25 protein-coding genes are annotated in these 25,471 nt (G+C 54.0%); 6 read left to right on the top strand and 19 right to left on the bottom strand.

What is annotated here, in order from left to right; translation table 11 throughout:
- Positions 1 to 90: 90 nt before the first annotated feature.
- The 5 genes from ACFPMF_RS12755 to ACFPMF_RS12735 all read right to left on the bottom strand — a co-directional run bounded on the left by ACFPMF_RS12755 (position 91) and on the right by ACFPMF_RS12735 (position 3,242).
- Entirely contained in the window at positions 91 to 414 is a 324-nt protein-coding gene (locus ACFPMF_RS12755) for a YegP family protein (protein ID WP_379845346.1), read from the bottom strand.
- A gap of 195 nt (positions 415 to 609) precedes the next feature.
- On the bottom strand, positions 610 to 1,323 hold the full coding sequence (locus ACFPMF_RS12750; protein WP_379845343.1) for a polysaccharide deacetylase family protein: 714 nt from the start codon (positions 1,321 to 1,323) through the stop codon (positions 610 to 612).
- Entirely contained in the window at positions 1,320 to 1,571 is a 252-nt protein-coding gene (locus ACFPMF_RS12745) for a hypothetical protein (protein ID WP_379845340.1), read from the bottom strand. Before ACFPMF_RS12745 ends, ACFPMF_RS12750 begins: the two co-directional genes overlap by 4 nt.
- A 102-nt stretch (positions 1,572 to 1,673) precedes the next feature.
- Entirely contained in the window at positions 1,674 to 2,456 is a 783-nt protein-coding gene (locus ACFPMF_RS12740) for a phytanoyl-CoA dioxygenase family protein (protein ID WP_379845338.1), read from the bottom strand.
- Between the two features lie 300 nt (positions 2,457 to 2,756).
- Complete coding sequence (locus tag ACFPMF_RS12735) at positions 2,757 to 3,242, bottom strand: VOC family protein (protein ID WP_379845336.1); 486 nt, start codon at positions 3,240 to 3,242, stop codon at positions 2,757 to 2,759.
- A gap of 465 nt (positions 3,243 to 3,707) precedes the next feature.
- Here ACFPMF_RS12735 and ACFPMF_RS12730 point away from each other — a divergent pair, with 465 nt between their 5' ends.
- Entirely contained in the window at positions 3,708 to 4,562 is an 855-nt protein-coding gene (locus ACFPMF_RS12730) for an HNH endonuclease (RefSeq protein WP_379845333.1), read from the top strand.
- A 107-nt stretch (positions 4,563 to 4,669) separates the two neighbouring features.
- On the opposite strand, the gene ACFPMF_RS12725 is transcribed toward ACFPMF_RS12730, so the two are convergent.
- Both ACFPMF_RS12725 and ACFPMF_RS12720 read right to left on the bottom strand, forming a co-directional pair.
- Positions 4,670 to 5,608, bottom strand: coding sequence for a carbohydrate-binding family 9-like protein (locus ACFPMF_RS12725; RefSeq protein WP_379845330.1), 939 nt, complete (start codon positions 5,606 to 5,608; stop codon positions 4,670 to 4,672).
- A gap of 157 nt (positions 5,609 to 5,765) precedes the next feature.
- Positions 5,766 to 6,800, bottom strand: a complete 1,035-nt coding sequence (locus ACFPMF_RS12720; RefSeq protein ID WP_379845326.1) for a helix-turn-helix transcriptional regulator — start codon at positions 6,798 to 6,800, stop codon at positions 5,766 to 5,768.
- A 132-nt stretch (positions 6,801 to 6,932) separates the two neighbouring features.
- Between ACFPMF_RS12720 and ACFPMF_RS12715 the strand changes: the two genes are divergently transcribed.
- From ACFPMF_RS12715 to ACFPMF_RS12705, 3 genes are all read left to right on the top strand, one after another.
- Complete coding sequence (locus ACFPMF_RS12715) at positions 6,933 to 7,343, top strand: pPIWI_RE_Z domain-containing protein (RefSeq protein WP_379845324.1); 411 nt, start codon at positions 6,933 to 6,935, stop codon at positions 7,341 to 7,343.
- Between the two features lie 104 nt (positions 7,344 to 7,447).
- Positions 7,448 to 7,909 carry a pPIWI_RE_Z domain-containing protein gene (locus ACFPMF_RS12710; RefSeq protein WP_379845321.1) on the top strand — a complete coding sequence of 154 codons (462 nt, stop codon included), beginning with the start codon at positions 7,448 to 7,450 and terminating at the stop codon, positions 7,907 to 7,909.
- A 4-nt stretch (positions 7,910 to 7,913) separates the two neighbouring features.
- Entirely contained in the window at positions 7,914 to 8,093 is a 180-nt protein-coding gene (locus ACFPMF_RS12705; protein ID WP_379845318.1) for a hypothetical protein, read from the top strand.
- 37 nt (positions 8,094 to 8,130) lie between these two features.
- Here the strand turns inward: ACFPMF_RS12705 and priA are convergent, their stop codons facing one another.
- The 4 genes from priA to kefF form a co-directional block, all read right to left on the bottom strand.
- Positions 8,131 to 10,635, bottom strand: a complete 2,505-nt coding sequence (gene priA, locus ACFPMF_RS12700; RefSeq protein WP_379845315.1) for a replication restart helicase PriA — start codon at positions 10,633 to 10,635, stop codon at positions 8,131 to 8,133.
- A 345-nt stretch (positions 10,636 to 10,980) separates the two neighbouring features.
- Positions 10,981 to 11,367 (bottom strand): DoxX family protein, encoded by a 387-nt coding sequence (locus tag ACFPMF_RS12695; protein WP_379845313.1) that lies wholly within the window; start codon positions 11,365 to 11,367, stop codon positions 10,981 to 10,983.
- 341 nt (positions 11,368 to 11,708) lie between these two features.
- Positions 11,709 to 13,595: a monovalent cation:proton antiporter-2 (CPA2) family protein gene (locus ACFPMF_RS12690; protein ID WP_379845310.1), complete on the bottom strand. Its 1,887-nt coding sequence runs from the start codon at positions 13,593 to 13,595 to the stop codon at positions 11,709 to 11,711.
- 8 nt (positions 13,596 to 13,603) lie between these two features.
- Positions 13,604 to 14,194, bottom strand: coding sequence for a glutathione-regulated potassium-efflux system oxidoreductase KefF (gene kefF / locus ACFPMF_RS12685; protein ID WP_379845307.1), 591 nt, complete (start codon positions 14,192 to 14,194; stop codon positions 13,604 to 13,606).
- A 262-nt stretch (positions 14,195 to 14,456) separates the two neighbouring features.
- Here kefF and ACFPMF_RS12680 point away from each other — a divergent pair, with 262 nt between their 5' ends.
- Together ACFPMF_RS12680 and ACFPMF_RS12675 are read left to right on the top strand one after the other, a co-directional pair.
- Positions 14,457 to 15,476: a YpdA family putative bacillithiol disulfide reductase gene (locus ACFPMF_RS12680; protein ID WP_379845305.1), complete on the top strand. Its 1,020-nt coding sequence runs from the start codon at positions 14,457 to 14,459 to the stop codon at positions 15,474 to 15,476.
- Between the two features lie 80 nt (positions 15,477 to 15,556).
- Positions 15,557 to 17,953 carry a family 78 glycoside hydrolase catalytic domain gene (locus ACFPMF_RS12675; protein WP_379845303.1) on the top strand — a complete coding sequence of 799 codons (2,397 nt, stop codon included), beginning with the start codon at positions 15,557 to 15,559 and terminating at the stop codon, positions 17,951 to 17,953.
- On the opposite strand, the gene ACFPMF_RS12670 is transcribed toward ACFPMF_RS12675, so the two are convergent.
- The 8 genes from ACFPMF_RS12670 to ACFPMF_RS12635 form a co-directional block, all read right to left on the bottom strand.
- Entirely contained in the window at positions 17,943 to 19,571 is a 1,629-nt protein-coding gene (locus ACFPMF_RS12670; RefSeq protein ID WP_379845300.1) for a hypothetical protein, read from the bottom strand. The two genes, ACFPMF_RS12675 and ACFPMF_RS12670, sit on opposite strands and share 11 nt — an antisense overlap.
- Positions 19,571 to 20,293, bottom strand: coding sequence for a class I SAM-dependent methyltransferase (locus tag ACFPMF_RS12665; RefSeq protein ID WP_379845297.1), 723 nt, complete (start codon positions 20,291 to 20,293; stop codon positions 19,571 to 19,573). Before ACFPMF_RS12665 ends, ACFPMF_RS12670 begins: the two co-directional genes overlap by 1 nt.
- Complete coding sequence (locus tag ACFPMF_RS12660; protein WP_379845294.1) at positions 20,274 to 21,239, bottom strand: glycosyltransferase family 2 protein; 966 nt, start codon at positions 21,237 to 21,239, stop codon at positions 20,274 to 20,276. The genes ACFPMF_RS12665 and ACFPMF_RS12660 overlap by 20 nt, the downstream gene beginning before the upstream one ends.
- A complete protein-coding gene (locus ACFPMF_RS12655) occupies positions 21,239 to 22,330 on the bottom strand; it encodes a DegT/DnrJ/EryC1/StrS family aminotransferase (RefSeq protein WP_379845292.1) in 1,092 nt (363 codons plus the stop codon). The genes ACFPMF_RS12660 and ACFPMF_RS12655 overlap by 1 nt, the downstream gene beginning before the upstream one ends.
- Positions 22,327 to 22,695, bottom strand: a complete 369-nt coding sequence (locus ACFPMF_RS12650; protein WP_379845289.1) for a sugar 3,4-ketoisomerase — start codon at positions 22,693 to 22,695, stop codon at positions 22,327 to 22,329. Before ACFPMF_RS12650 ends, ACFPMF_RS12655 begins: the two co-directional genes overlap by 4 nt.
- A 471-nt stretch (positions 22,696 to 23,166) precedes the next feature.
- Complete coding sequence (locus ACFPMF_RS12645) at positions 23,167 to 24,003, bottom strand: ferritin-like domain-containing protein (RefSeq protein ID WP_379845287.1); 837 nt, start codon at positions 24,001 to 24,003, stop codon at positions 23,167 to 23,169.
- A 15-nt stretch (positions 24,004 to 24,018) separates the two neighbouring features.
- Positions 24,019 to 24,783 (bottom strand): ferritin-like domain-containing protein, encoded by a 765-nt coding sequence (locus tag ACFPMF_RS12640; protein WP_379845285.1) that lies wholly within the window; start codon positions 24,781 to 24,783, stop codon positions 24,019 to 24,021.
- A gap of 335 nt (positions 24,784 to 25,118) precedes the next feature.
- Positions 25,119 to 25,454 (bottom strand): winged helix-turn-helix domain-containing protein, encoded by a 336-nt coding sequence (locus tag ACFPMF_RS12635; RefSeq protein ID WP_379845282.1) that lies wholly within the window; start codon positions 25,452 to 25,454, stop codon positions 25,119 to 25,121.
- Positions 25,455 to 25,471: the final 17 nt, after the last annotated feature.

Here is a 25,471-nt window from a genome sequence, read left to right as displayed (position 1 = left end):
GGTTTTACAGGCATAGAGAGCGTGCTCCACCCGGTCTTACAGCGAAGCACTTTATCCAGGAAGCAATTTTCCGTATTGGCCTACTCTACACTACTCCTCGACCAAGGCCGTTGGAGCATTCCGTTTGACGGACTCGATGCCGTTGTCCCGGCCGGCTGTACTTTCGTAGAGTTCGCTCGTGCCGATGATTTGCCCGTTGGCGGCTTTCAGGTTGAAAAACGGTTTGCCGTTCGAGGACGTTTTCCGGTCGTACCGGTCATCGTCCGGGGCATTTGTTCGGACCGATTCAATGCCATTCAGACAGCTTGCCTTGCTGTTATACCGCTCGCTCGACAGGATCACCTGCCCGTTGTCGGCTTTCAGATTGAAGTGATATTGGTCATTACTAGTTGGCGAGATCACAAACTTTCCCATGGTAAAACATCAATATGAGATGAGACATACCGGTTGCCTTTCGACACCCTACCGTGTTTAACAACTGAGCCTGGCTCAGGCTATAAAGCAACCACAAAACAGAATATCTTCAAACCCACTTGATAAATAATCAACTCAACACCAACCGTTTAATCAAATACTCAAGTCATATCCAACGCCTGGCGCATCCCGTTTTCAATGCGTCTCCGTTTCGTACCGCAGCAATTCGCTGACAGTTTTAAAGACATACCCCCGCCGTTGCAGGCCCGTTACAATGGCCGGGATGGCTCCGAGGGACTTATTCCGGTCGCCGTACATGACATGCAGCAGGATGATCGAACCCGGTTTGGTGCGTTCCAGCACGTGCTGCGTGATCTTTTCCGTATCGTTCACCACGTCCCGGTACGATTCCGGTTCCACATCCCACATGATGGTCTTCCGATCGGTTTTGTTGAGGTAATACGGCAGCACGAGGAACTTTTTCCCGTAGGGTGGCCGGAACAGAATCTCGCCCTGGTAACCCGTCCGGCGAATCAACGAGTCGGTTGTTTCGATTTCGTGCCGGGTGTAAGCTGGCGTCTTGAACATCATGCGGTTGTGCGAGTAGGTATGATTGCCCAACTCGTGGCCCGCCCGCACGAGCTTTGGTCCCTCCAGCGGATGCGCAACGAGGTCTTTGCCCATTACAAAAAAGGTCGCTTTGATGTTCAGGTCACGAAGAATGGCCAGAATACTGTCGGTGCGTTCGGTCGGACCGTCGTCGAACGTCAGCGCCACCACTTTCTGCTCCGTCTCGACGCGGGGGTAGATTTCGCCCACCACCTGAAACGTCCGGGAGCGGGCAATGAGCCAGAAGGCGATAGCAATAACCAATAAGGCCGCAGCCAGAAAGGTGTAATTTTTCCTCATCGTACAAACTTTTTATCACGACCGAATCGCGATTGGGCCGCCGACCAGCAGGCGGCAGCCGTTCCAGCAAGGTAATGGGTTGTACCCACATCGCCATTCCCATTTATAGCCTGATTCGTGCCAGCTTCCACAAAACCGCCTTTCAGAAGCGCAGAAATGACCTTTTTTGAGTTTCCGGTATTGCCTTGACTGAAAAAACCGTTCCACTTTCCACGCGATGCGAAAGGTTTCAGTCTGGCTTCCATCATTGGATAACGGTACCGTAAACGTACACAATGGTACGTGCGTATCCCAACAGAACGTAACACCGGAGCCGAAATTCGGGGCTCCGGTGTTACGTTTCTCACCGTTTATAGGCCTAATCCCAGCCGAATTGCCTGTTCAACGGGCGTATAGGTACCACTGGTGCGCTCCAACTCCAGGTCATGACGGAGCAAAAGCGGGGGCTGCGCCAGAAACCGGGGTTCGTGCCCACGGTGCGGCTGGGCCGCGTGCACCAGAAACGGATGGCATAAATACACCGTCCCCGCCTTTCCGGTCGACAGTTGTTCGGGGTGTTGGGGCAAGGTGTCCAGCTTTTGAGCCAGGTCCTGAAAAGAAAGCCCCGGTTCGCCCGCCGGTTCCAGCAAGCGGGCCACATCCCGGTGCGAACCCACCCGAATGCGCGTCGGAGCATCGTTTTCACCCACATCCGAAAACAGAAACAGCATGAGCAACGCCCGGCCTCGGGAGCGCAGGTTGATCCGCCAGTCGAAAAAATGGGTCGGATCGGTACCCGGAAAACTGGCATCCACGTGCCAGCCCGCATCGCCGGGATCATCCGGCGACGGAAACCGCACGGGAAACGTCCCCATACTCCGGCAGGGAATCCAGTTGCCCGGCCCAACCAGTTGATCGAAAGCCCGATGAAGGATTTCCGTATTGGCGGCCGCCACGAAAGGCTCCTGCGTATACATGCCCAGCCGAACGACCGGCTTGGTCCAGGTGGCGGAGTCGTTCGGGTCCGCGTCGATGTCGCGCCAGAGAAGACTGCGGGCTTCTTCAGCGGTTTGGGGAGAAAAGGCGTGGTCAATGCGCACAAAACCGTCGCGAACGAATTGATTTATTTGATGATTATCAAGCCACTTCAGCATAATTCAGAAGAATTGAGAATGAGCGCAGATTGTCATTATTTGGGCAGTCGGGACGACAAAAAACTGCATCCGGCGCGGGTGTGCGTCCGGCAATATCCCAGAAAAAAGACAATGGAAAACGGGCCTTATCGAAAAAGGCGATGGGTTGGAACAACCACGGGGAGGACGCTTAGAGTGTTGGTGCCATTCTCATGGTGCAAAGATAGTTAAAACCAGGGCGATCAGGCAAATGAAAAAGCAAAGCCCCCGGCCAAAACCGGGGGCTGATGGAGGACCCTTTACCATAACCCGTTCAGGATTCTATACGGAAAGCGTTCCGGCCGAGGCCTGTTCTAAGGTGGCAATATCCAGTTTCGACATGCTGAGCATGGCCTGCATCGTGCGGTTCGCTTTGTCGGGATCATCGTTCTGCAACAGTTTTCCCAAAACCGCCGGTACGATCTGCCACGACACCCCGAATTTGTCTTTCAGCCAGCCGCAGGGGCCGGGTTCGCCCCCATCCTCGGTGAGTTTTTTCCAATAGGCATCCACCTCCTCCTGCGTCTCGCAATGCACGAAGAGCGAAATGCCTTCGGAAAACCGGAAATGCGGGCCACCGTTCAACGCCGAAAAGGGCTGTCCGTCCAGTTCGAACGTCACCGACATGACCGTTCCGGCGGGCATCGGGCCGGCCTCACCGTAGCGGCTGATGCGGGTAATTTTTGAGTTGGGAAAAACTGCGGTGTACAACCGAGCGGCTTCCTCCGCCTGGTCGTTAAAGGTCAGAAATGGGGTGATCTTCTGCATGTTGTTTACGTTTTGATGATTACGAAAACAAAGGTAGATCGGTGTCCGGGAACTGAAGGAGGGGAAAAACGACATTAATCGGGTGGAATGCGACAAACCGAAGGAGCAACGATGCAGGACGGAGTTCCGGCCCTTGAAGCCGGGATGGACGCAACTCGCACACGGTTGCCCGGAGCAACAATCCACCCTCAGCGTTTTTCTGAACAAAGGCGTGCCGACCGACAAAAGCCTAGTGGATCGGGTGCTTTTCCCACCGTCGCGGAATGCGGAGGTGGGAAGGGGGAAGAGTTTGCCGGTTTCAATAGTCCACTTGACCATACACTGTTTTTGACAAGTTATTTTTAATAAAACATGTATCATGTCTGGCATCGGTTACTTATCTTGACCTATGGATTTTTATTTAGGTGTAACCGACTGGCGCTGGTATAATTATCTGAGTACGCTTGCTCCAGAAGACGTTAACTTTTGGCAACCGGGTGGGCAACCTCTTTCCGGGTTTTAAAGCCTGGCGGTGCATTCCTGTTTAAATTAAAAAGTCCACATAATGCTATTGGCGGAATTGGCTTTTTTGCCGCTCAAAGCCAACTGCCACTTTCCCTTGCCTGGGATACGTTTGGTTCCCGTAACGGCTTTACTACGCAGGAACAGTTCCGAGCGGTCATTCAACAATACCGTAAAAATCAGGATCGTAACCCAATTATCGGCTGCATAGCACTTACCAATCCGGTATTTTTCAAGCAGGAAGATTGGATACCCGTTCCCGATACTTGGAGCAGGAGCATCGTGCAAGGCAAGACGTATAGTACAAATGATAGCATTGGCCGAACACTTTGGCAACAGATAGAAACGGTTCTTGCCCACTATTTAACAGATGTTCCAAACATTCAGAATTCATTTACCGTAGCCGAAGAATCTCCGCAGTACGGAAATGCTGTATTGCACAAAGTTCGTATCGGACAAGGCGCTTTCCGGCTTTCCGTAATAGATGCCTATCATAAGCGGTGTGCTATTACCGGTGAGAAAACGTTGCCGGTTTTAGAAGCGGCTCATATTAAGCCCTTTGCTGAATCAGGGCCTAATCGGACTTCCAATGGGTTACTGCTTCGCTCCGATATGCACAAACTATTTGACAATGGCTATATCACGATTACGCCCAATTTTAAAATTGAAATCAGTACACGAATCCGGGAAGAGTTTGAGAATGGCAAAGAATACTATCAATATCACGGAAAGAATTTATCAATACTCCCTGATTTAACGATTAACCAGCCTTCGAAGCTTTATTTAGAATACCACAATACTATAATATACAGGCCTTAGTCATCAAAAGAGAAAGCGCCCCTGCCGTTGCTGACCAAAATCAGCGGCTTCAGCCTGGTAGACAATATCCTGACCCGGATTGAATACGGGGATTACATAAAACCATCCTACAACGTCTTCCCCGAAAACGTAATGATCGGGAAGCATTCCGGCACGTGGGAGTCCCAGACGCGGTGGGAGCTCCAGGCCCAGCCGCCGTGGTCGGTCGACGGAGCGGCTTCCTTGTAGGTATTGAATCGCGAGAAATCAATCCGCCATTGGTCGTTGTTTTTGGGCGGAAGAGCCCGTTGATCCGCTTGGGCGATCTCTTTCATACTCTTCCACGGAAAGGCCAGTTCAACCGTCCATTTCCGGTCCCGATCTTTGTCATTATTCAGGGTACCATCAACAAAAACCGCACTTTGCAGGCCCGGAAACCGGAAATCCCAGGAACCGTATCGCAATCCCCGGGGGTGTTTCCGGAACCCGACCCCGTTGAATTCCTTCACCTTGGGATTGGATAACGCAAAGATCGGATTCGCCCCCAAACCGCCTTTTTCATAGGCTTCCTTCCAGATGAAAAAGGCTTCGTAGCGCGTCCCCAACGCATTGATTTCAAACTCGTAATAGGTATCTTTCCCGGCAATAAAAACTTCCACGTCGTTTTCCGTATAAATCAGGTCGTTGTGGTTGGTCAGCCGGGCGTTGATAAAGGGTTCTTCCACCCAGAAAGCGATGTACAGATTGTCGGCATCCCAACAGATAGCCGCCCGGGTGTCGTGAATCGTTGGCTCCCCCGTAACCAGGTCGACAAAGCGGGGAGAACGCGGGATTTTCGCCCAGATTTCTTCGTCTAATTTTCCGTCGATGACGGGCGGTTTGGCGGTTCGGTAGGCGGTATACCGTTCGATATGTTTAGGATCACAGGGGAATGACCAGCCCGTGGTGTTGGCCGCCGGTTGACCCGCCACCGGAAACGGCATGTGTAAAACCGAGCCTTGAAAAAAGAGGAAACCGAGGACGACAATCAACAAAGAAGGCAAGCCAGCAGGGCGGTATTTTTTCATTCGTTTTAGGAAGATTTCGTCTTAAAAATAGCGGACACGCCCGGATTTCGCCAATGAGCCCGGAAAAATTGCGAAGCGCACGAGTGGATGGTTCCCTTCCATCGAATTCGGCAAATACCTCAGCGCCAACACCTTGAAATTCGCCCCGTTTTTTCGCTTACCTTTCATACCGCTCCAGCATCGCCCGCAGCGACTCCGTCATCGCCTTGACCAGACTCGCCGGTTGCAGTACTTTGAGATGTTCCCCGTAGCTGCGGAGGTGCATCAGCAGGTCGCGGTTGGGGGCCAGCCGCAGTTTGACGATGCATTCGGTATCGTCATCGCGCAAAACTGTCTGCGTCTGGTGTATGGGTTTGGCCTTGACGTAGCGGCCGAACAGGGGCGTAAACGACAGCACAATGTCTTCGACGGGATCCGTCGTATCGGTAATGCCGTAAATGTGTTCGAAAAACTCCGAGACGTACGCCAAAACCGTGTCCGGCACGGCACAGGGCTCGTCCAGAATCTCCAGGTCACTCATGCGGTCGAGGGCATACGTCCGTTCTTTGCCCGTCGCGTCGTCGTAGCCGATGATGTACCAGCTGTCGGCCACCTCCCGGAGCAGAATCGGGTGCAGGGTGCGCAGCTTTTCCGGAACCGTACTGGCGGTTGGCGCAACGGCCGTTTCGTGCTTGTGATACCGGAACTCGACCTGCCGGTTCTGGTTGACCGCCCGGATCAGCACCGGAACGTACTGCCGGTTGCCGCCCAGCACTTTTTCCTCCACATACACCACCTTCCGGCCCGACGCCTGGCCGTCTTCGGGCCGCACTTCGCGCACAATATCCAGACTCTGCCGCACCTTTTGCAGGGCATTGGTCAGCTCGGCCACCACGGGCGCCCCCTGCGTAGCCGCCAGCACTTCGCGGGCGTAATCGAGCGCTTCCATATCGTCGGGGGTCAGCATCAGCCGAAGCAGCCGGAATTGCGGATCGGTATAGTAATACCCATTACTGCGTTTATCGTACGCAATGGGCGCGTCATGGTCTTCGCGCAGCCGCTGAATGTCTTTTTCCAGCGACGATACCGACCGGATCCCGCAGTGTTCCCGGAGGAGCTCAAAAAGCCGCTGTTTGGAATACCGGCGGGGGTGGCGGCTAATCACTTCGTCAATCAGGCGGTAGCGCTGGAAGGCGGAACGGGTTATCGGCATACCTTGGAAAGTTAGTCGGAACAAAGAAGCGATTTTTTTTTGCAGAAAAACAGAAGAACGTAAAAAGATTACGTTTTAACCCGGCCAACTTTGTACCGTTCGATTCCTCAACCGACAGTAAACAACAACCTCATGAACACTCTTTTTTCATCGGTACCATCCCCGGTCAAGGCCGGTTTTACCGTTCAACCGCCCGGTCGGCGGGCCACCCGCTTATCGGCCCGCCAGCTTTTAGAGGTCGAACTCGGCCTCTTTCTGCTCTCCGAACTACGGCCCGGCGCAGCACCCGATGCCTTACCCGGTTTGCTGCGTCAGAGCGATTCGGCCTGGACCACCCGGCAGCAAAAACTGCGGAACCGGGGGCTGGCGCTGCTGGCCCACCTGACCCACAACGCCCGCTGGCAGGAACTCCTGGAAATGTACCTAATGGCTCCGGTCCATCTCCAGGCGTATGACATTGATCGGGATCGAAGCGGTTTTCGGTTCAAAACCGTCGGTTTTTCGCGCAATCGGCGGACGGTTTTGCGGAAAGTGCTGGCGTGAAAAAAAAGTTAAAAAAAGATTGACAACGTAAAAAGGTTACGTTCTTCCGGGTGCATTTTTGTTATGATCAACGCGTCGCCTGACCGACGGTAAACAACATAGCCATGAACGCACTGTCTTTCTCCAACCCCTCCATCGCCCGCCAGCTGAGCCCGTTTCTGCTGCACTGGCAGGAGCCCCTGGCCACCCAACTCCGGTTTCAGTATGAACTGCCGGGCCAGTTGGCCAACCGGTTGCTGAACGTCGAACTGGGGTTGTTTCTGCTCGCGGAACTGTTGCCGCTGGCCCCTCCGCAGGCCCTCCCGGATTTGCTGAATGGCGAAGGCGTTGTCTACCAGGACCGACCCGTCTGGAAACCCCGCCAGCACCGCTACCTGAACCGTGCCCGCGCCCTGCTGGCCCCCTACCAGGATCGCAACCGCTGGCTGACGGCCCTGGCGAAATATGAAACCCTGCCCACGAGCCTGCGGGCGTTCAGTTCGCATTGCTCCGGGAGTTGCGGGTCGGAAGTGAGTCGGAGTATTTTACGGAATCGGGAAGAACTGTTTCGGCAAGCGCTGGCCTAATACCATGACAACTGTTTTTAAATCCGCAACCGCCACGACTGTCATGGCCCTGAAGATTCTGCTTGTCCTGCTTTTTCAGAATAAACCACTGATTCTGTTTTGGTTAACCTGTCACTCGTTTCTGATTCGGTTGCAGGTAATCGTCACGGTTCTGTTTTTTTATCCGGGCGTTGGCCGGCGGTAAAAAACAGAAAACGCTGGTCCGCGACTTTTTGCCCACCCTACAAACAATCCACATCCGCCACCACCGTCACGGCCTTTAAGCCCTTGTCGCTCAGCAGCTCGTTGATTTTATCGAGAATAAACACCTTGGCGGCTTTCGGGCTGATGCTGCGCTCGAGCTTGATCAAAATTGTGTAGAGAAACTGGTTCCGAATCCGCTCGACCAGCGGGACTTCCGGCCCCAAAACGCGCGCGTCGCCCAGCTTTTCGGTCAGTTGGGCCACCAGCCGCTGGGACGCCTGCAGACTGACGCTCTGTTCGCTATGCCGGATCGTTAGTTTGATCAGACGCGAAAACGGGGGGTAGTTGAAGTTCTGCCGTTCTACGATCTCCTCTTCAAACAGCCCTTTGTAATCGTTTTCCAGAACTTTGAGTAAAACCGCCTGCTGCGGATTACTGGTCTGAATTAACACTTTACCCCGGCGGTCGGCCCGCCGTCCGGCCCGTCCGCTCACCTGCGTGATCATCTGAAACGCCCGCTCCACGGCCCGGAATTCCGGATAGTGAATCATCCGGTCGGCATCGAAAATACCGACCAGGCTGACGTTGCCAAAGTCCAGCCCCTTGCTGATCATCTGCGTCCCGACCAGAATATCGACGTTGCCCCCTTCAAATTCCGAAATAATCTGCTGGTAGGCATTCTTGGCGCGCGTGGTGTCCAGGTCCATCCGCAGAATCCGCGCTTCCGGAAACACGATCTGCAACTGGTCTTCCAGCTTTTCCGTCCCAAAACCGATCGTCCGTACCTTGAACGACCCGCAGGCCGGGCAACTTTTCGGAACCGGGTCCTTATGGCCGCAATAATGGCAACGCAGTTCGGCGTCGCGCATGTGGTAGGTCAGGCTGACGTCGCAGTTCGGGCAGCGGCTTGTCCATTCGCAGTCTTCGCATTGCAGGTACGGCGAATACCCGCGCCGGTTCTGGAACAGAATGCTCTGCTCCTTGCGCTCCAGATTTTGCTGCAGATGCTCGAGCAACACCGACGAAAATTCATTTTTCATCTTCCGCTGCTGCTTCTCGATGCGCGTATTGACCAGCACAATATCGGGGAGCATGGCGTCGCCGTAGCGTTCGAGCAGTTCCACCAGCCCGTAGCGGCCCTGCTGCGCGTGGTAATACGTTTCAATCGAGGGCGTGGCCGATCCGAGCAACACTTTGGCCTTCTGCCAGTAGGCAATCATCATGGCAACGTCACGGGCGTGATAGCGCGGAGCCGGGTCGTGCTGCTTGTACGACGTTTCGTGCTCCTCATCCACAATAATCAGCCCGAGGTTGTCGAACGGCAGGAAAATCGAGGAGCGCACGCCCACGACAAACTGGTATTGCCCGGACACAATACCCTTCCAGACTTCCACCCGTTCGTTGTCCGAAAACTTCGAGTGGTAAATGCCCATTTTATCCCCAAACACCTTTTTCAGCCGGACAACAATCTGGGTGGTCAGCGCAATTTCAGGCAGCAGGTACAGCACCTGCGAACCACTTTCGAGGGCGTGCTGAATCAGATTGATGTACACTTCCGTTTTTCCGCTGCCGGTAATGCCGTGGAGCAGCACAATATCTTTTTCGGCAAACTCGCTGAGGACCTGATTGCAGGCTCGTTGCTGAATTTCAGTCAGTTTTACTTCAACATTCGGCCGATCATCGTCGCCAAAACGGGGGACAATGACTTCAAAGGTTTCGAAAACCTGGTTCTTGATCAGCGTTTGCAGCGACGATTGCGACACCTCATCATCCTGGTTCAAGACGGTTTTATCGAGTCCTTTCCGGTTCAGCACCGGGTTGTTCAGCACCGGGACGTAACTCAGGTACTTCATCACCACTTCCTGCTGCTTCGGCGACTTTTCCAGTCCGTTAATCAGGTTCAGAATCTGTTCCCGGTTTTCGTACCGCTCCGTCAGCCGGACTTTCCGCACCATCTTCGGTACGTACTTTTCGCGCACTTCGTCGAACACAATCACGGCCCGTTTGCCCACCAGCGATTTGATGGTCGTCGGTACGTTGGTTTCCCCGACCAGCCGCCCCAGCTCTTCGTACGAGAGCGCCGAATGTTTTTTGAGTTCCGCCAGCAGCCGCTCCTCCTCTTCCGTCAGCAGTTCGGGATAATCGAAATCCGGGTTGAACTGCACTTTCGACTGGCTCGTAATCTTCAGGCCCGACGGCAGCGCCACGTTCAGCACATCGCCGATGTTGCAGAGGTAATACTCCGCCATCCACTCAAATAACTCCAGTTGATACGCCGTAATCAGCGGGTATTCATCGAGCAGTTCGAGGATGTATTTGGCCTGATACGTACTGGGGGGCTGATGGTGAATGCGCCCCACCACTGCCGTATACACCCGGTTTTTGCCAAACGGCACAATCACCCGCGCCCCCACTTTCAGCCGTTCCACCATGTCGCGCGGCACGCGGTAGGTGAACAGTTTCGGAATCGGGACAGGAATGATCAGGTCAGCGAAATAGGTGGTTTCTTCGTCGAACGTAAATGTCAGGGGCAGCGCTTGCACGGATTGGTACGGCTTTATTTCTTACACAAGTTAACAATTGCTGCGATAAGTTCCTTGCGGTTTCTTCTCCGCCCACGAACCGTTCCTTCCCAAACAGCCTCGTTCAAGGCCGGTTTTCCAGGTCCTAAAATCGTTACTAGACCTCTTGATTAAGGCATTATCAGCCGGGAATTTCTTCAAAAACCACCCTGACTGGCGGCTTGCCCGATCTTGACTAATTATTCAGGCCCGTCTGGATTCTTCCAACCGCGAAGGGTTGGAAGAATCCAGACGGGCCTGAAAACCGACGATCGCAGAGTAGGCGTAAAACCGCACCTTTACCGTCGTGGAAATGGCTCGCATCCATCACAACGACGGCCGCACCGGAGACGTCGGCAGGAAAATCGACGGGTCGCGCAGGAAGGCTGCTACCCAGATCAGGACCTGCACAAGAATGGCGTTGGAATAAGGCCCGTTATGCGAAAGCTCGGCGGCAATGGCCCCGGCAAAATAGCAGCACAGCAGCAGAAAACCGACTTTCATGGTTTTGGGGTACAGGAAAAGTCCGGCAAAAACCAGCTCCATGATCCCCAACATCGGAATGTACGGCCCGACACCGGCATTGGTCAGCGCTTGCGTAACTTCGGGCGAGCCCGACAGCTTCATAAGGCCGCTGAGAATGACCATTCCGCTCGAAATGGCGGTGAGAATGATCGTGATAATTCGTTTCGCTTTCATATACATAGTCTTCATTTGGTTAGTAATACACCGCCGACGGTTTATCGGTGGCGGTTATGTGACAAAATTAGACCTGGTTACTATACAAAAGATACTACTATCCCAAAGGATACCGATATCCTTTGGGATAGTAGCGTTCCATATCACGAAGGAGGGATTTGAAGAGTCAGGCAGGACGCTGGATTTCGCAGCGCCCCAGACCCGTTGGAGAACCCAGCCAAATGGCAAAACAATTAATCAAGGCTGACGCTTCGGCCCTGCCAAACCGCCTTCACTGGCGTCCTAGGCTATTTCAGCCGCTAACGGACTGATTTTCCAATTCATAAGCAGCACAGTAACTGGAATATCGCCCGGTTTTACTTGAACAGCTGCCGGACTTCGTTCCGCAATGATTCGGGATCCCAGCCGTCTTCCACATCTTTCAGCCACCGGTCTTTTTCGTCGGAACTGAGCAACTCTTCCAGTTCGCGGATGCGCTGCCGGGCGCTGTTGAAATATTGCTTACGATCGTGCCGAACGGCGGCCAGTTCGGCCAGCGCCCGTTCGTCGTGTTTCAGAAACAACCGGGCCGCCCGCTGCGACGAGTACGCCCGAAAACCGAGTAAGGTCATGGCATCGACGCCCATTCGGAGCGAACTGTCGAGGGTTTCGCGGTAGATATGGCTGACGCCCCGATCCATGAATTCGTACGTATCGTCGCGATCAACGGCCCGGACAAGCAGTTGCAGGTGCGGAAAATGCTTCCGGGCGGTTTCGACCAGATCGAGCGATTTTTCCGGCGAATCGAGCGCAATCACCAGCAGTTTGGCTTCGGCAGCCCCTGCCGATTCCAACAAATCGTAGCGCGATGCATCGCCATAATAGACTTTCATGCCCAGCTTCCGCAGCGTATCGACCCGGTCCGAATCAAAGTCCAAAACCGTAGTCCCAACGTTGTTGGCCCGTAAAAACCGCCCGACAATGTTGCCGTAACGCCCAAAACCGGCGACGATCACGGCGTTCTTTTCTTCAATTGTATCGGGGTCTTTATCCACCATTTCCTTCGTCCCCAACCGGGGCACCAACCACTTTTCGTTCGCCAGAAAAACCAGCGGAGTCAGGCCCATGCTGATGGCCACCACCGCCGTCATCAGGTCCACGATATCCTGTGGTAAAATCCCGTTCTGCCGGGCGAAGGAAAACAGCACGAAGGCAAATTCGCCGACCTGGCACAGCCCCAGCGAAAACCACAGGTTCTGGTCGGTTTTTAAGCCAAACGCTTTCCCCAATCCGGCCAGCACCAGCGCCTTCACCGTCATGATGGCCACGACAAGACCGATCACCAGCAGCGGATTCCGGGCAATCAGTTCGAAGTTGATCGCGGCCCCGACGGAAATAAAAAACAGGCCCAGCAACAGACCTTTGAACGGATCGATATCGCTTTCCAGCTCGTGTTTGTACTCGCTGTTGGCCAGCACCACACCCGCCACAAACGCTCCCAGCGCCGGACTCAGCCCCACCATTTCCATCAGCACCGAAATACTTGCCACCATCAGCAGGGCCGTCGCAATGAACACTTCCCGCAAACCGGTCCGGGCGATGATCCGAAAAACCGGCCCCATCACATACCGCCCCACCAGCACCAGACCGACCACGGCCCCAACCACCGCGAACGGACGGAACCAGCCCGGCAGGTTGTCAAGCAGGGAAATTGACGCGTGATGATCATCGGCCGTCGCCACCGGATACGTCGCCAGGAGCGGCATGATGGCCAGAATCGGAATCACGGCAATGTCCTGAAACAGCAAAACCGCAAACGTATTCTGCCCGGCCGCCGTGTTCATGAGCCCTTTTTCGTTCAGGGTCTGCAACACAATAGCGGTCGATGACATGGCCAGAATCATGCCCAGCGCCAGCGAGGGTTGCCAGAGCAAACCGGTCGTCAGCGTCAGGCCGCCGGCCAGCAGGGCCGTCAGCAAAACCTGCAAACCGCCCAGGCCCAGCACCGGGCCCCGGAGTTTCCAGAGCCGTTCGGGTTCAAGTTCCAGCCCGACCAGAAACAGCATGATAATGACCCCAAATTCGGCAAAGTGCATGATATCCTGCCCTTCGTCGCCGACCAGTCCCAGCACAGCGGGGCCAATCACAATACCGGCCAGTAGGTACCCCAGCACCGAACCCAGCCCCAGCCGTTTGGCAATCGGAACAAACAGCACACCCGATGCCAGGTAAAGAATGGCCTGAATAAGAATAGATTGATTCATAGGAACGATTAATCGACGAGCATTTCATTCAGATACGAACGCTTCCGGGCGTCTTCCACTGCCACCTGATCGGTGGTCAGCAGCGTCAGCAGGCTGCGGTACTGGCGGGCATACTGGTGCATTTCCGCTTCCGTCAGCCGGTGGGTGCCGTGGACCACAAAGGGCGGCAGGTAAATCATCTTGCACAGGTAGGCCGTCTGGTCGAAGGGGGCGAGAAACTGCTGGATTGTAAAGCGGTTGTACCCCGCTTCGGCATAGGCCCGCTGCGGTCCACCGGTCGTGATGACATTGAAGATTTTCTTGCCCACCAGCGCATTGCCCTCCCGGCCGTACGCCCAGCCGTGTTCAAGCACCAGATCCTGCCATTGTTTCACCATCGCGGGCGAACTGTACCAATACATCGGATGGTGCAGAATGATGTAGTCGTGTTCCAGCAGCAGTTGTTGTTCCCGGTCCACATCAATGTCAAAATCCGGGTATTCTTCGTACAGATCGTTGACTGTAACTGATTCGACCGACTGACAGGCCCCCATCAGAATCCGGTTGGTTTTCGATTTTTCCAGGGCGGGATGCGCAAAAAGGATTAGAACGGACGCCATGCGTGACAAAAAAGGGTGAGACGACAAAACCGGGCGAACCGACCGGCCTGTCTAATCAAATTTAAGTCAAAAAGGAGGAAATAAAAACCGGCCCCGCCATCCGAGCGGCCCTGCGCGGAAATGGCGGTGACCAACTGCGTTGCCGTCCAGCGCCCGAATGCCGCCCGGATTTAGGAATTATCCGCCGATCCGAACTTCTAACGGTTAATTTTGGTACTTTTAATGTTGGGCGTGGTCACTCGGCTCAACAGCGCACTGAACTATGTACGATGTTATTATTATTGGCGGAGGCCCCTGCGGACTGGCCGCCGGGATTGAAGCGTCCAAAGCCGGTTTGAGTCACCTGATTCTGGAAAAAGGCAGCCTGACGGAGTCCATCCGACGGTATCCGAAAATGATGCGGTTTTTCTCGACGGCCGAAAATATTGAAATCGGCGGCATTCCGTTTCCGATTGCGGGCGTGAAAGCCAACCGCACCGAAGCCTTGCAGTATTACCGGAAAGTGGCCGGGTATTTCAACCTGAATTTCAAGCTGTTCACGGAAGTCAAACACGTCACGCGCTACGCGGGGCAGGCCCCAAACGGGCCGGAGTTGTTTACGGTTTTCACGAACAACGATAAAACGTACCAGGCGCGTAAAATCATTCTGGCGACGGGTTATTTCGACAAACCGCGCTGGTTACAGATTCCCGGCGAAGACCTGCCGCACGTCACGCATTATTACGACGAACCGTTCCAATACTCCTACACCAATGTCGTCATTGTCGGTGCGTCGAACTCGGCGGTGGAAGCGGCCCTGGAACTGTACCGCGCCGACGCCCACGTCACCATCGTGCACCGGGCGGAGGATTTCCGGAAAACCGTCAAGTACTGGCTGGTGCCGGACGTTAAAAACCGGGTGAAGGAAGGAAAAATTCACACCAAATTCAGTACCTGCATCACCCGCATCGAACCCGGAAAAGTCGGCACCACGAACCTGCAAACCGGCGAAGAAGGCGAATTACCCGCCGATTTTGTGCTGATTCTGACGGGTTACATTCCCGATGCCGATTTACTGAAAGAATGCGGAGTGACGCTCGACCCGGAAACGCAGGTACCGACCTACGACAGGGAAACTTTTGAAACCAACGTTCCCGGCATGTACGTCTGCGGGACGGTCATGGCCGGGGTTTACACCGAAAAAGTTTTCATTGAAAATGGCCGCGAGCATGCCAAAGCCATTATCGACCACATCACCGGCAAACCGGTGCGGAAAGTCGCGGAGCTGATCGACCGGATTTGACGGAATCCGGTCGCAAAGAACTCGATATAATAGCCCGGATTTGTCATTATCTTGCAAGCCGATTCTACCAACGCGCTTGTATGAAAACCCGGCTGTTTTTTCTGTTTGTACTCTTTGCTTCTGTTTCCCTAGCTCAACAACCCGATAACCGGCTGCTGACGCCCGACAAACGCTGGCAAACCGACTTCTGGAAAGCCCAGTGGATTGGCCACCCCACGGCCCCGATCCGGGCGTATGGGGTGTATCATTTCCGGAAAAGTTTCGAACTGGCGCAGAAACCCACCCGCTTCGTTGTCAACGTCTCCGGCGACAACCGCTACCGGCTGTTTGTCAATGGTAAAGCCGTGGTGTCGGGCCCGGCCCGCAGCGATCTGCAAAACTGGCATTACGAAACCGTCGATCTGGCCCCCTACCTGACCAGCGGGAAAAACACGCTGGCGGCCGTGGTCACCTACATGGCCGAGTACGCGCCGTTTTACCAGATGCATTACCAGTTCGGGTTCATCGTGCAGGGCGATGGCGACGCCGAGCAGGTGGTCAATACGAACAACACCTGGAAGGTCTACCAAAATCCGGCGTATTCACCGGTTATCAACGATATTCCGAAGCTGCGGACGTACATCGTCGTGGGGGCAGGCGACCGGGTCGAGGGTGCTAAATACCCCTGGGGCTGGGAAGAACCGGCTTTCGACGATGCGGGCTGGACGGCGGCCAAACCGGTGGGCTGGTCGGCCAAACCGCGCGGCCTGGGCACCGACGGCAACTGGAACCTCGTCCCGCGCACCATTCCGCTGATGGAAGAAACTCCGCAACGGCTGGCGACGGTTCGGCGGGCGGAAGGCGTCGACGTAGACGATGACTTTTTGCGGGGAAAAAATTCCTTCTCGGTACACCGCAACCACAAAGCGGTTCTCCTGCTCGATCAGGGACACCTCACCAATGCGTTTCCGGAACTGACCGTCAGCCGGGGCAAAGATGCGGTGATTACGCTGGCCTACGCCGAAGCGATGGTCGACGACAAACGGCAGAAAGGAAACCGCAACCAGGTGGAAGGCAAGCAGTTGATCGGCTTTGAAGACCAGTTCATCGCCGACGGCAGCAAGCAGAAGCGCACCTTCCGCCCGCTGCTGTTCCGGACCTACCGGTATGTACAACTGACCATCGAAACCAAGGGCGAACCCCTGGAAGTGCACGATCTGACCGGCCATTTTACAGGGTATCCGTTCCAGGAAAAAGCCCGGTTTGCCAGCAGTGACGAAAGCCTGGCCCCCATCTGGACCGTCGGCTGGCGCACCACCCGGCTTTGCGCGGGCGAAACCTATTACGATTGCCCCTACTACGAACAGTTGCAGTATACCGGCGATACGCGCATTCAATCGCTGATTTCACTCTATGTAACCGGCGACGACCGGCTGATGCGGAAAGCCATTCTGGATTTTGAACACAGCCGGTTTAACGACGGCCTGACGCAAAGCCGCTACCCAAGCGCAGATTTTCAGGTTATTCCGCCGTTTTCGCTGTACTGGGTCACGATGGTGTACGACTACTGGATGCACCGAAAAGACGACAAGTTTGTCGAATCGCTGCTGCCCGGCATCACGAGCGTGCTGGACTGGCACGAAAAACGACTGGCCGCCAACGGCCTGAATGGTCCGCTGGAATGGTGGAACTTTGTCGACTGGGCGAAGTGGGAAGCGCCGGGCGAAGGCATGGGTGGGGTGCCCAAAGGCGCGCGCAAGGGCGGTTCGGCCATTCTGACTTTGCAACAGGCCTATACGATGCAGAGGATTGCGCAACTGTTTTACCATTACGGCAAAAACCAGCAGGCCGAACACTACCGCAACGTGGGGATCCGGCTGGCCCGGAATGTCTACGAGCGGTGCTGGGACGCGGGCCGGGGGCTGATGGCCGATACGCCCGACAAAACCGGTTTCAGCCAGCACGCCAGCATCTGGGCCATCCTGACCGACGCCGTGCCGGTGGCGCAGCAAAAGACGCTGATGCAGAAAGTGATGACTGATCCAAGCCTGATTCAGGCGACGTTCTACTTCAAATTTTACCTGTTTCAGGCCCTGAAAAAAACCGGGATGGCCGATCAGTTTCTGCCCCTGCTGAAGCCCTGGCACGAGATGCTGGCGATGGGCCTGACAACGTTTGCCGAAAACCCCGAACCGACCCGCTCCGACTGCCACGCGTGGAGCGCGGCCCCGAATTACGAGTTTCTCTCGACGGTTTGCGGCATTAATCCGGCCTCACCCGGTTTTGAAACCGTCGTGATTACGCCCTACCTCGGGAATCTTCAGTTTGCCGAAGGCACCATGCCCCATCCGTACGGCGACATTGCCGTGCGGTTCGACAAAACGCCCACTGGCGGACTGAAAGGAACCGTGACTTTACCCGAAGGTCTGACCGGCACCCTGAAATGGAAGGGCAAGACCATCGTGTTGAAAGACGGTCAGCAGGCGATCAGTTTGTGATAACCGGCGGTTTTCGTTCAAAAATCCGGACATCTTCGATGGTTTTCACCAGTTGATAATGCTGCCGGATGTACGCGTTGATGGCCGGGAACCGTTCAAAATAATAGGTACTGTCCGAAAAGACGGAAATCCGGGGGGAAATGGCGTCTACGAACAGCCGGGGCCGATTGTGTTCCAGATCCTCCAGAAACTGCCGCTCGCGGAATTCGCGGGTTGAAGACGGGAAATACACCCAAAAGGTATTGGAAGCCCGGTACCCCATGGGCCGACGCGCGTAGCCGTAGAGCCGATCGAGATACCCCCAGACCACCAGCCCCTCATCGGGCTGGCTACGGTTTCGGATTTCCGTCGAAATTGCCTGAAACAAGGGCTCACCGGGGTGGGTGTCCAGGGGAATCCGGGTTACACCATTCACAATGGCCTGGAGCAAAACCAGCCCTCCGACCACGATCAGGCCTTTCCGGGCAGCCGCCAAATCGATCAGCCCGTAAAAAACCGATCCCAGAAACAGGCTTGGAAAGATCAGAAAAAGCAGGTAGTGATAGTAATCATTGCCCGCTTGCAAAACCGCATAGAGACTGGCCAGAAACCAGCCGAAGCCAAACCACAACCGTTCTTTCTGCGCAGCCGATCCAACCATCGGACGGCGGAGATACATCCAGGTTGCCACCAGGATTCCACCCAGCATTCCGAACCAGTACCCCAGGGTTCGATGCGAATAAAAGACAAATTTCGCGATTCGAATCGGGGAAAACCGGCTGGCTGCCGACAGAGAGGAGTATTCTGTCGTGTAGGAATAGACAAAATAATTACTGAAATAATCGCCCCAAAAAGCGTCCAGCTCATCGAAGGAAGCATAATAACCCACCAGCAGCGCCACAGGCAACACAGCGCCCGCCAATAAACCCAGCAACGAGCCGAACTGCCGGGCTCGGAACAGTTTCCATCCCGCCAATAAGCCCAAAACCAGCCCCATCGGAACCGTCTGAAATTTAACGAACGGCAAACAGCCCAGCCAGAAACCGATGCCCAGCGCCCCCATACTGGACCGGGGATTTAAACGTAGAATCAGGAAGAGGGCCAGGATCAACCACAAATTACCGGTCACCTCCGTGTTGAAACTGATAAAATCGTGCTTGGAAAGGGTACTCAACAGCAACATGGGCAGCCACAGCAGGACGGCCGTAATCTTTGCGTCAAGATACCGGTTGAGAATTCGCCCGAATAACCACAGCGTCAGGCACCAAAGTAACACGCAAATGAAATTGGTGACCCGATAATCAACCGGAATGCCCACTACTTCGACCAGGGCCAGCGGAAGAATAGCCAGCGGGCGGCCGTCGGCGTAATTGAAGAGGGTGTGCAATGGATCGCTGGCCTTGCCGATGGTCAGCGCCGACGCAATCCAGGTACTGTTGTCGACATTCTGCTCCCGGTTTTCGGCATAAACGCATCGAAATAAAACAAAAAGAAGAAATGAGATACCTAAAACCGTCGGGTAGGAAAGCCGGAAGCGGTTGGTCGAAAAAAAAGCCTGTTCGCCCACCTTCACGCTCCAGCCTACCAGAATCAACGTCCCGATCAGACGGAGCGGAAGGGAATAAATAAGGGTCTCCATCAATGCATTACGGTGAAAAGAGAGCTACCAAACGGCGGATTGCGAAACAACCGCTCTTCGGCTTGCAGAAACTTCAGTACCAGCGTATTGAGCCATATCGGCGGCAGTTTTACGTCGGAGTGAACGGATGGGGACGGGTTGAACCGCCAGACCAGAAGTTGTAGTTTCCGAAGAAACCAGATCGGAACCGACAACAGAAAGTTCCAGTAAAAACTCTGATTCAGGGCGAAACCCGTCTGCCGGGCAAACTGGTTTAAATCGGCTTTCACAAACCGCCGGGAGATGTTCAGGGCAATGTCGTGCGTCCCGCGTAAGGCACTGAAGGCATTGTTGTTACTGATAAAAATCCCCCCCGGCCGCAACCGCTCCCGGAAGACGCTCAGAATGTACCGAATCTGCTCATCGTTGAAAAAATACAGCACATCGTCGCAGATAATGACATCGAAGGTTTCGCCGGGCCGAAACGTTGAAACCGCCCGCAAATCGTGCTGTTCAACGGCAATCTGGCGCTCCCGCGAGAAGAAAACCGCATCGGAGGACGCATCGAAACCCACGATTTGCGGATAACCGGCCTGCCGCAGCGCATCAAGCAAACCCCCGGTACCGCAACCGGCATCCAGAATACGAACCGACTTATTATCAGGAAAATGCGTTTGAATTTGACGAATCACTTTGCCGTGCAGAATGCGATACCACCAGAGTTTACGCTCTACTTGGTACATACTTTCGTACTCGTTCCGATTCCCGATCATAGTTGAAATGTTCCGATTTGACGATGTACTGCGGCAGTCCGCTCTGCATCATAAAAAGCCGCCCCACGTATTCGCCCAACAGTCCCATGCCAAAAAGCTGAATACCGCCGGTCAGGCAAACGGTTAGCCAGATCAGGTGATCGGTTTTGGGCAGATGCCGGGTGAGCAGCAACCCAACAATTTCGGCCAGGCCCGCCAGCACGCTCAGCCCGATCAAACCCATTCCCAAAACGGTCAACAACCGGAGGGGTTGTACCGAATACCCAAAAATGACCGTCAGAAAGAGAGAGACCAAGCGTTTCAGGGTGTAATTGGAGCCGCCCTCCTGCCGCTGTTCGTGCTGAACGACGACCCGGCCCACATTGCGCGTGACCCGAAAGATCAGCCCATCGAGGTACGGATACGGGCCACGATACTGCGTAATTTCCTGCACCACTTCCCGGCGTAGCAATTTAAAACTGGACAGATACAGGTCCGACGGTTTTTTCAGCAGCCAGGTGGTCAGCCGGTTGACGAGCCAGCTTCCCAGGTTCCGAAACCGGGCATGTTTCTTTTTCTCGTACTGCGAATACACCACGTCGTAATTCCCCTGCTGGGCGGTGCGCAGCAGCTTGATGATTTCCTGCGGAGGATTCTGAAAATCGTCGTCGATGATCACGCAGTATTGCCCCCGAATGTGGTTCAGCCCACACATGACCGCCTGGAATTCACCAAAATTTTTGCGCAGGGAGATAAACTGAACCTCTTCGTAGGTACTGGCCAGTACGTCGCAGATCTGCTCCGAAGCATCACGACTGCCATCATTCACCAGAACAATTTCAAAAGGGTAGGCCGCGAGTTCCACCGTAAGACACTCCACGAGCGGAGCAATGGTTCGCTCGCTGTTATAAACCGGAATAACGACAGAGAGTAGCATTATAAAGGTGCTTCATTGATGGTTTTTACGATGGTGTCAACATCTGCATCCCGCAGAGTCGTATTGAGTGGCAGGCTCAGGACTTCCCGGTGCAGTTGTTCAGTCAATGGCAGATTCAGGTGGTTGTATTCGGTATACGCATCCTGCTGGTGCGGAGCAAGAGGATAATGAACCGCCGTGCCGATGTGTTTCTGGTGCAGATACGTCATAAAAGCGTCCCGCTGCGGATGCCGTACCACAAACAGGTGCCAGACGTCTTCAAAGATAGCATCCTTCGGTGGTAACATCAAGCCAGGGTGCTGAATCTCTGTCAGATACCGGGCCGCAATGGTTTGCCTCCGGCGGTTATCAGCGTCGAGAGACGGCAGTTTGGCACTCAGAAAAGCCGCCTGCAGTTCATCCAGCCGACTGTTCAGGCCCGGTAGCTGGTGAATGTATTTCTGGTCCGATCCGTAATTCCGCAACAGCCGAATCTGCTGGGCCAGCGCGTCGTCGTTGGTCACCACCGCGCCCGCGTCACCGATGGCACCGAGGTTTTTGGTCGGATAAAAACTGAACGCAGCCGCGTCGGACAGATTTCCGGCTTTCCGGTTCTGGTAGGTTGCTCCGTGGGCCTGGGCCGCATCTTCAATGATCTTCAGCCCGTATTGCCGGGCCAGCGCCTGAATGGGGGCCATGTCGCAGCAGCGCCCGTAGAGGTGAACCGCCACAATGGCCCGGGTTTTTTCGGTAATCAGCGGTTCGATGTTCCGGGCCGACAGGTTGTAGGTTTGCGGATCGGGTTCGACCCAGACCGGCACCAGGTTCAGGGCCGTAATGGGCAGAATCGTCGCGATGTAGGTATTGGCCGGAATAATGATCTCGCTGCCTTCCGGAAAATCAAAAGCCTTGAAGATCAAATGGATGGCATCGAGCCCATTGCCAACGCCAATGGCGTGCTTCGTGCCACAGTAGGCGGCAAAGCGATTTTCGAAGGCTTCTACTTCCCGCCCCAGCACGTACCAACCGGACGCCAGGACGCGGCTGGCGGCTTCCTGCAAGGCGGCCAGATACGGTTCATTGACCGCTTGTAGGTTCAGATGCGGAATCATGGCCGATCAAAAAAGTAGTCTGACGGATCATAATTCTCGTTGGAAAGCACGAGCAGGATGGTCTCTTTCGTAAACTCGTCGATAATGTGCCAGTCGCCGGGCTCGATCACCAGGCATTCGTCCGGCCGGTTGAGGTAGAAATACGCTTCGTTCGTACCGTTGGTTACAAAGACGCGGCAATGACCATTAAGCGCAATAAGGGCATTGGATTCTTTCCGGTGACCATGCAGAGCCCGTTGCTGGTCTGGAGACGCAACGCCGTAGATGTAAAAAGCTCTTTTTAATTCGCCTGGTAATATTTTTTCAAAAACGGTAAGATTTCCTTTATCCGAGGAAAAGGTACTAAGTTGTAAAAGTTTGGGCATAGAGACGGGGATTGCTCGTGTAAAATTACGGATAAATCCATTTTTTAAAAATTTCACCCCACCAATGCGATTAAGAAATGTAAAAAAATACAATCTACTGCGAAACAGGAGGATAGACGAATCGAGCAATTACCAAGACACCTAGCGGATATGCATGTAAGCACAACCAAAACCAGGTATTTATAGCAAAGCGCCATACGCCTTTCAAAATTGAAGAAGGCATTCCAAATAAACAGCAACAGACAAGATTAAAATACCCTAAAGAAGACGCTTAATCCCATTCATATCCTCTTTTAAAGCTATCAAATATAGGAAGCGGTAGTGTATTTATGGATAAATTTAAAAACCGCTATCATAACCTATATAATAATACTATAAACAGTAATTATTACCACTTCGTACACTTGATTAAAAACACAAAAAAAGACCGGTTTTGTCCGGTCTTTCCAAGGTATTACCCGCCCAATAACCTTACATCATTGGCGCAAGGAATGGACCGGCAATCGCCAGCACTTCACTGGCCGTCAACGGTTCATCAAATGATTCGTAAACACTCCGTATAGCCATATCCGGACTATACAATTTCATCTTGTTCTCCGGCATGTTGAAATAGTCGACCAGGTTGTGGGTTCCATCCTGATTGGCAACATCCTCGTTGGCGTAAATCCTGGGATCGGGTTCCATTCCGTTTTGCCCACCGGATGGCCAGACGCGAAGGTCCCGCATGTAGCGAACGGCAGCCGCATGACGGGCTTCTACGGAATGAATCCGCAGGGCTACTTTCAAAACCGTTCTGGATGTTTCCGTATCCTGTTCGAGCAAACAGGCCGCCTGGCCTTTGTAGGCCCGCACCCCCGTATCTTCCAGGGCCTGCGCGTAGGTCAGGAAGGTAGGATAATCCGCCGTCGCAGCCGCTAGTGTTGCCATGTTATACCGGGGCTGCATTCCGTTGGGTTTCAGGCCCAGAACCCCTTCCAGTAAATCAACGTGCTGCGCTTCGTGCTTGGCAATCTGAACAACGTAAGGGCGTGTACCCGGTGGTAGTAACCCGGTTTTGAACTGAGCGGCCCGGTAGAAATCCCGTTCCAGATATTCCAGCGTCAGGGCGAATTTGACAATATCAATGGCATCACCGGCACAGCCACCGGTGGCCGCAAAGGCTTTGTTGACCATTGCCGCAAAGAACAAAGGCGTTGCCGCAGCCGCCACAGACGTGGTTTTCAACATTTTCCGGCGCGAATAATCGAGTTTCTGACCGATTTCCGGGTCCGTTTTTTCCAGGTGTGAGAAGATTCCAAGAAGATTCATGATCGTTCTGAAGGTTTATTTTTTGGATGATTCCAGTGCCAGCAGCGAAGCCGGATTAAGGGCGGTTTTGATGTACCTGCCGGCCCGGCCCAGTACTTCCGAAACCGTAAGAGCTTTCTCTAAACCGTTGCTATCCACCACATAATCACCCGCAAACAGTCCACCGCCCGGTTGCAGGAGTGAGCTGATCAGCGACGCGTGACGCGCTTCAACCGATACAATTTTCCCGGCCAGCGTCAGGTAAATGGCATTCATCGGGGAAATCAGCGGGCCCGCGCCGTTGTAAGCCGCAACGCCCGTATCCTCCAGCACTCGGGCCGTGTTCAAAACTTCCCGGCGGTTGCTGAAATCAATGCTGCTGACGTCGAACTCCAGCTCACCAATCCGCTTGTCTGCCGGAATAGCCAGCCTGAAAAACTCCCGGTGAATCAGTTCATGATCGTGAATATCTTTGAAAATCATTTCTTCCTTGCTGCCGGCCGCGAACGTTTTCTTTTCGATAACCGCCCCATAAAAAGCGGTTTCCAGTTGTTCAAGGGCGTAGGCATAGTTGAGAATGGCAAAATCGCCTTCCCCGAAACTAACCCCATCGGCGGAAATCCGGGCACCGGAATACGTGGGAGCCACTTCATTCATTGCATTTTGGCAGGCTGCCAGAAAAGCACTTGCCGAAACCGTCGTCAAACCTAAAGCGCGCAGAAACATCCGGCGTTCAACTGATGGAATGGCGGGTACACTCGGGCCTTTCGTGGGGGTAGAGGTACTGGTTAATTCTTCCATAAGAGTTTTTTAATTGGGTGTAAATAAAACGATGTCCCTTGCAAGGCACCCATACGAACGAGCCAGACTGATTTTTGGATTTCGGAACTCGTAAATTATTTTTTTTAAGGGCATTAATTGACAGAACGGCCCACGAAGCCTCCGTCCAGCGACCCAAAAACCGGATTCCAGGAAAAATATTTTCTCACTATTTCTTTTCTATTCGCGGCTTAAGAAAGCGAACTTTAGCCGTATTTGAGAAGAAAAATAAAGGAGAAAACCGGCAGGAAAATAACTGGAAGTGTATACGTTAAAGCCAGCAATAAAAGCAGAGACAGAAAAAGTTTTTACCACTTTTAAAGCGGCAAATGAGCCCGTTCCTGCGTCAGAAACTGCTGGAAGCGTTCCTGGAGACCCTGGTAATAGGTAAGGTATTTGTGACCTTCTTCCGTGACAACGGCTCCCCCACCCCGTTCACCTCCGGTTTGAGTAATTACCAGGGGTGAATCGGCCTGGCTGTTCATGGATTGTACGAGTTCCCAGGCGCGTTTGTAGGACATCTTCATCTCTTTCGCAGCCTGATTGATGGAGCCCGTCCGCTGAATCCGTTCCAGCAGCTCCATTCGGCCGATGCCGAAAAACCGCTCCTGTGCTTCCAGCCAGATTCGTCCGTTGATGCGTAAGTCGGCCATTCCTCCCTTGAGACGCG

Source organism: Larkinella bovis, assembly GCF_042655385.1.
Classification (GTDB): Bacteria; Bacteroidota; Bacteroidia; order Cytophagales; family Spirosomataceae; genus Larkinella; species Larkinella bovis.
The sequence above is the reverse complement of the archived record's forward strand: the minus strand, read 5'-3'. Positions and strand labels throughout refer to the sequence as shown.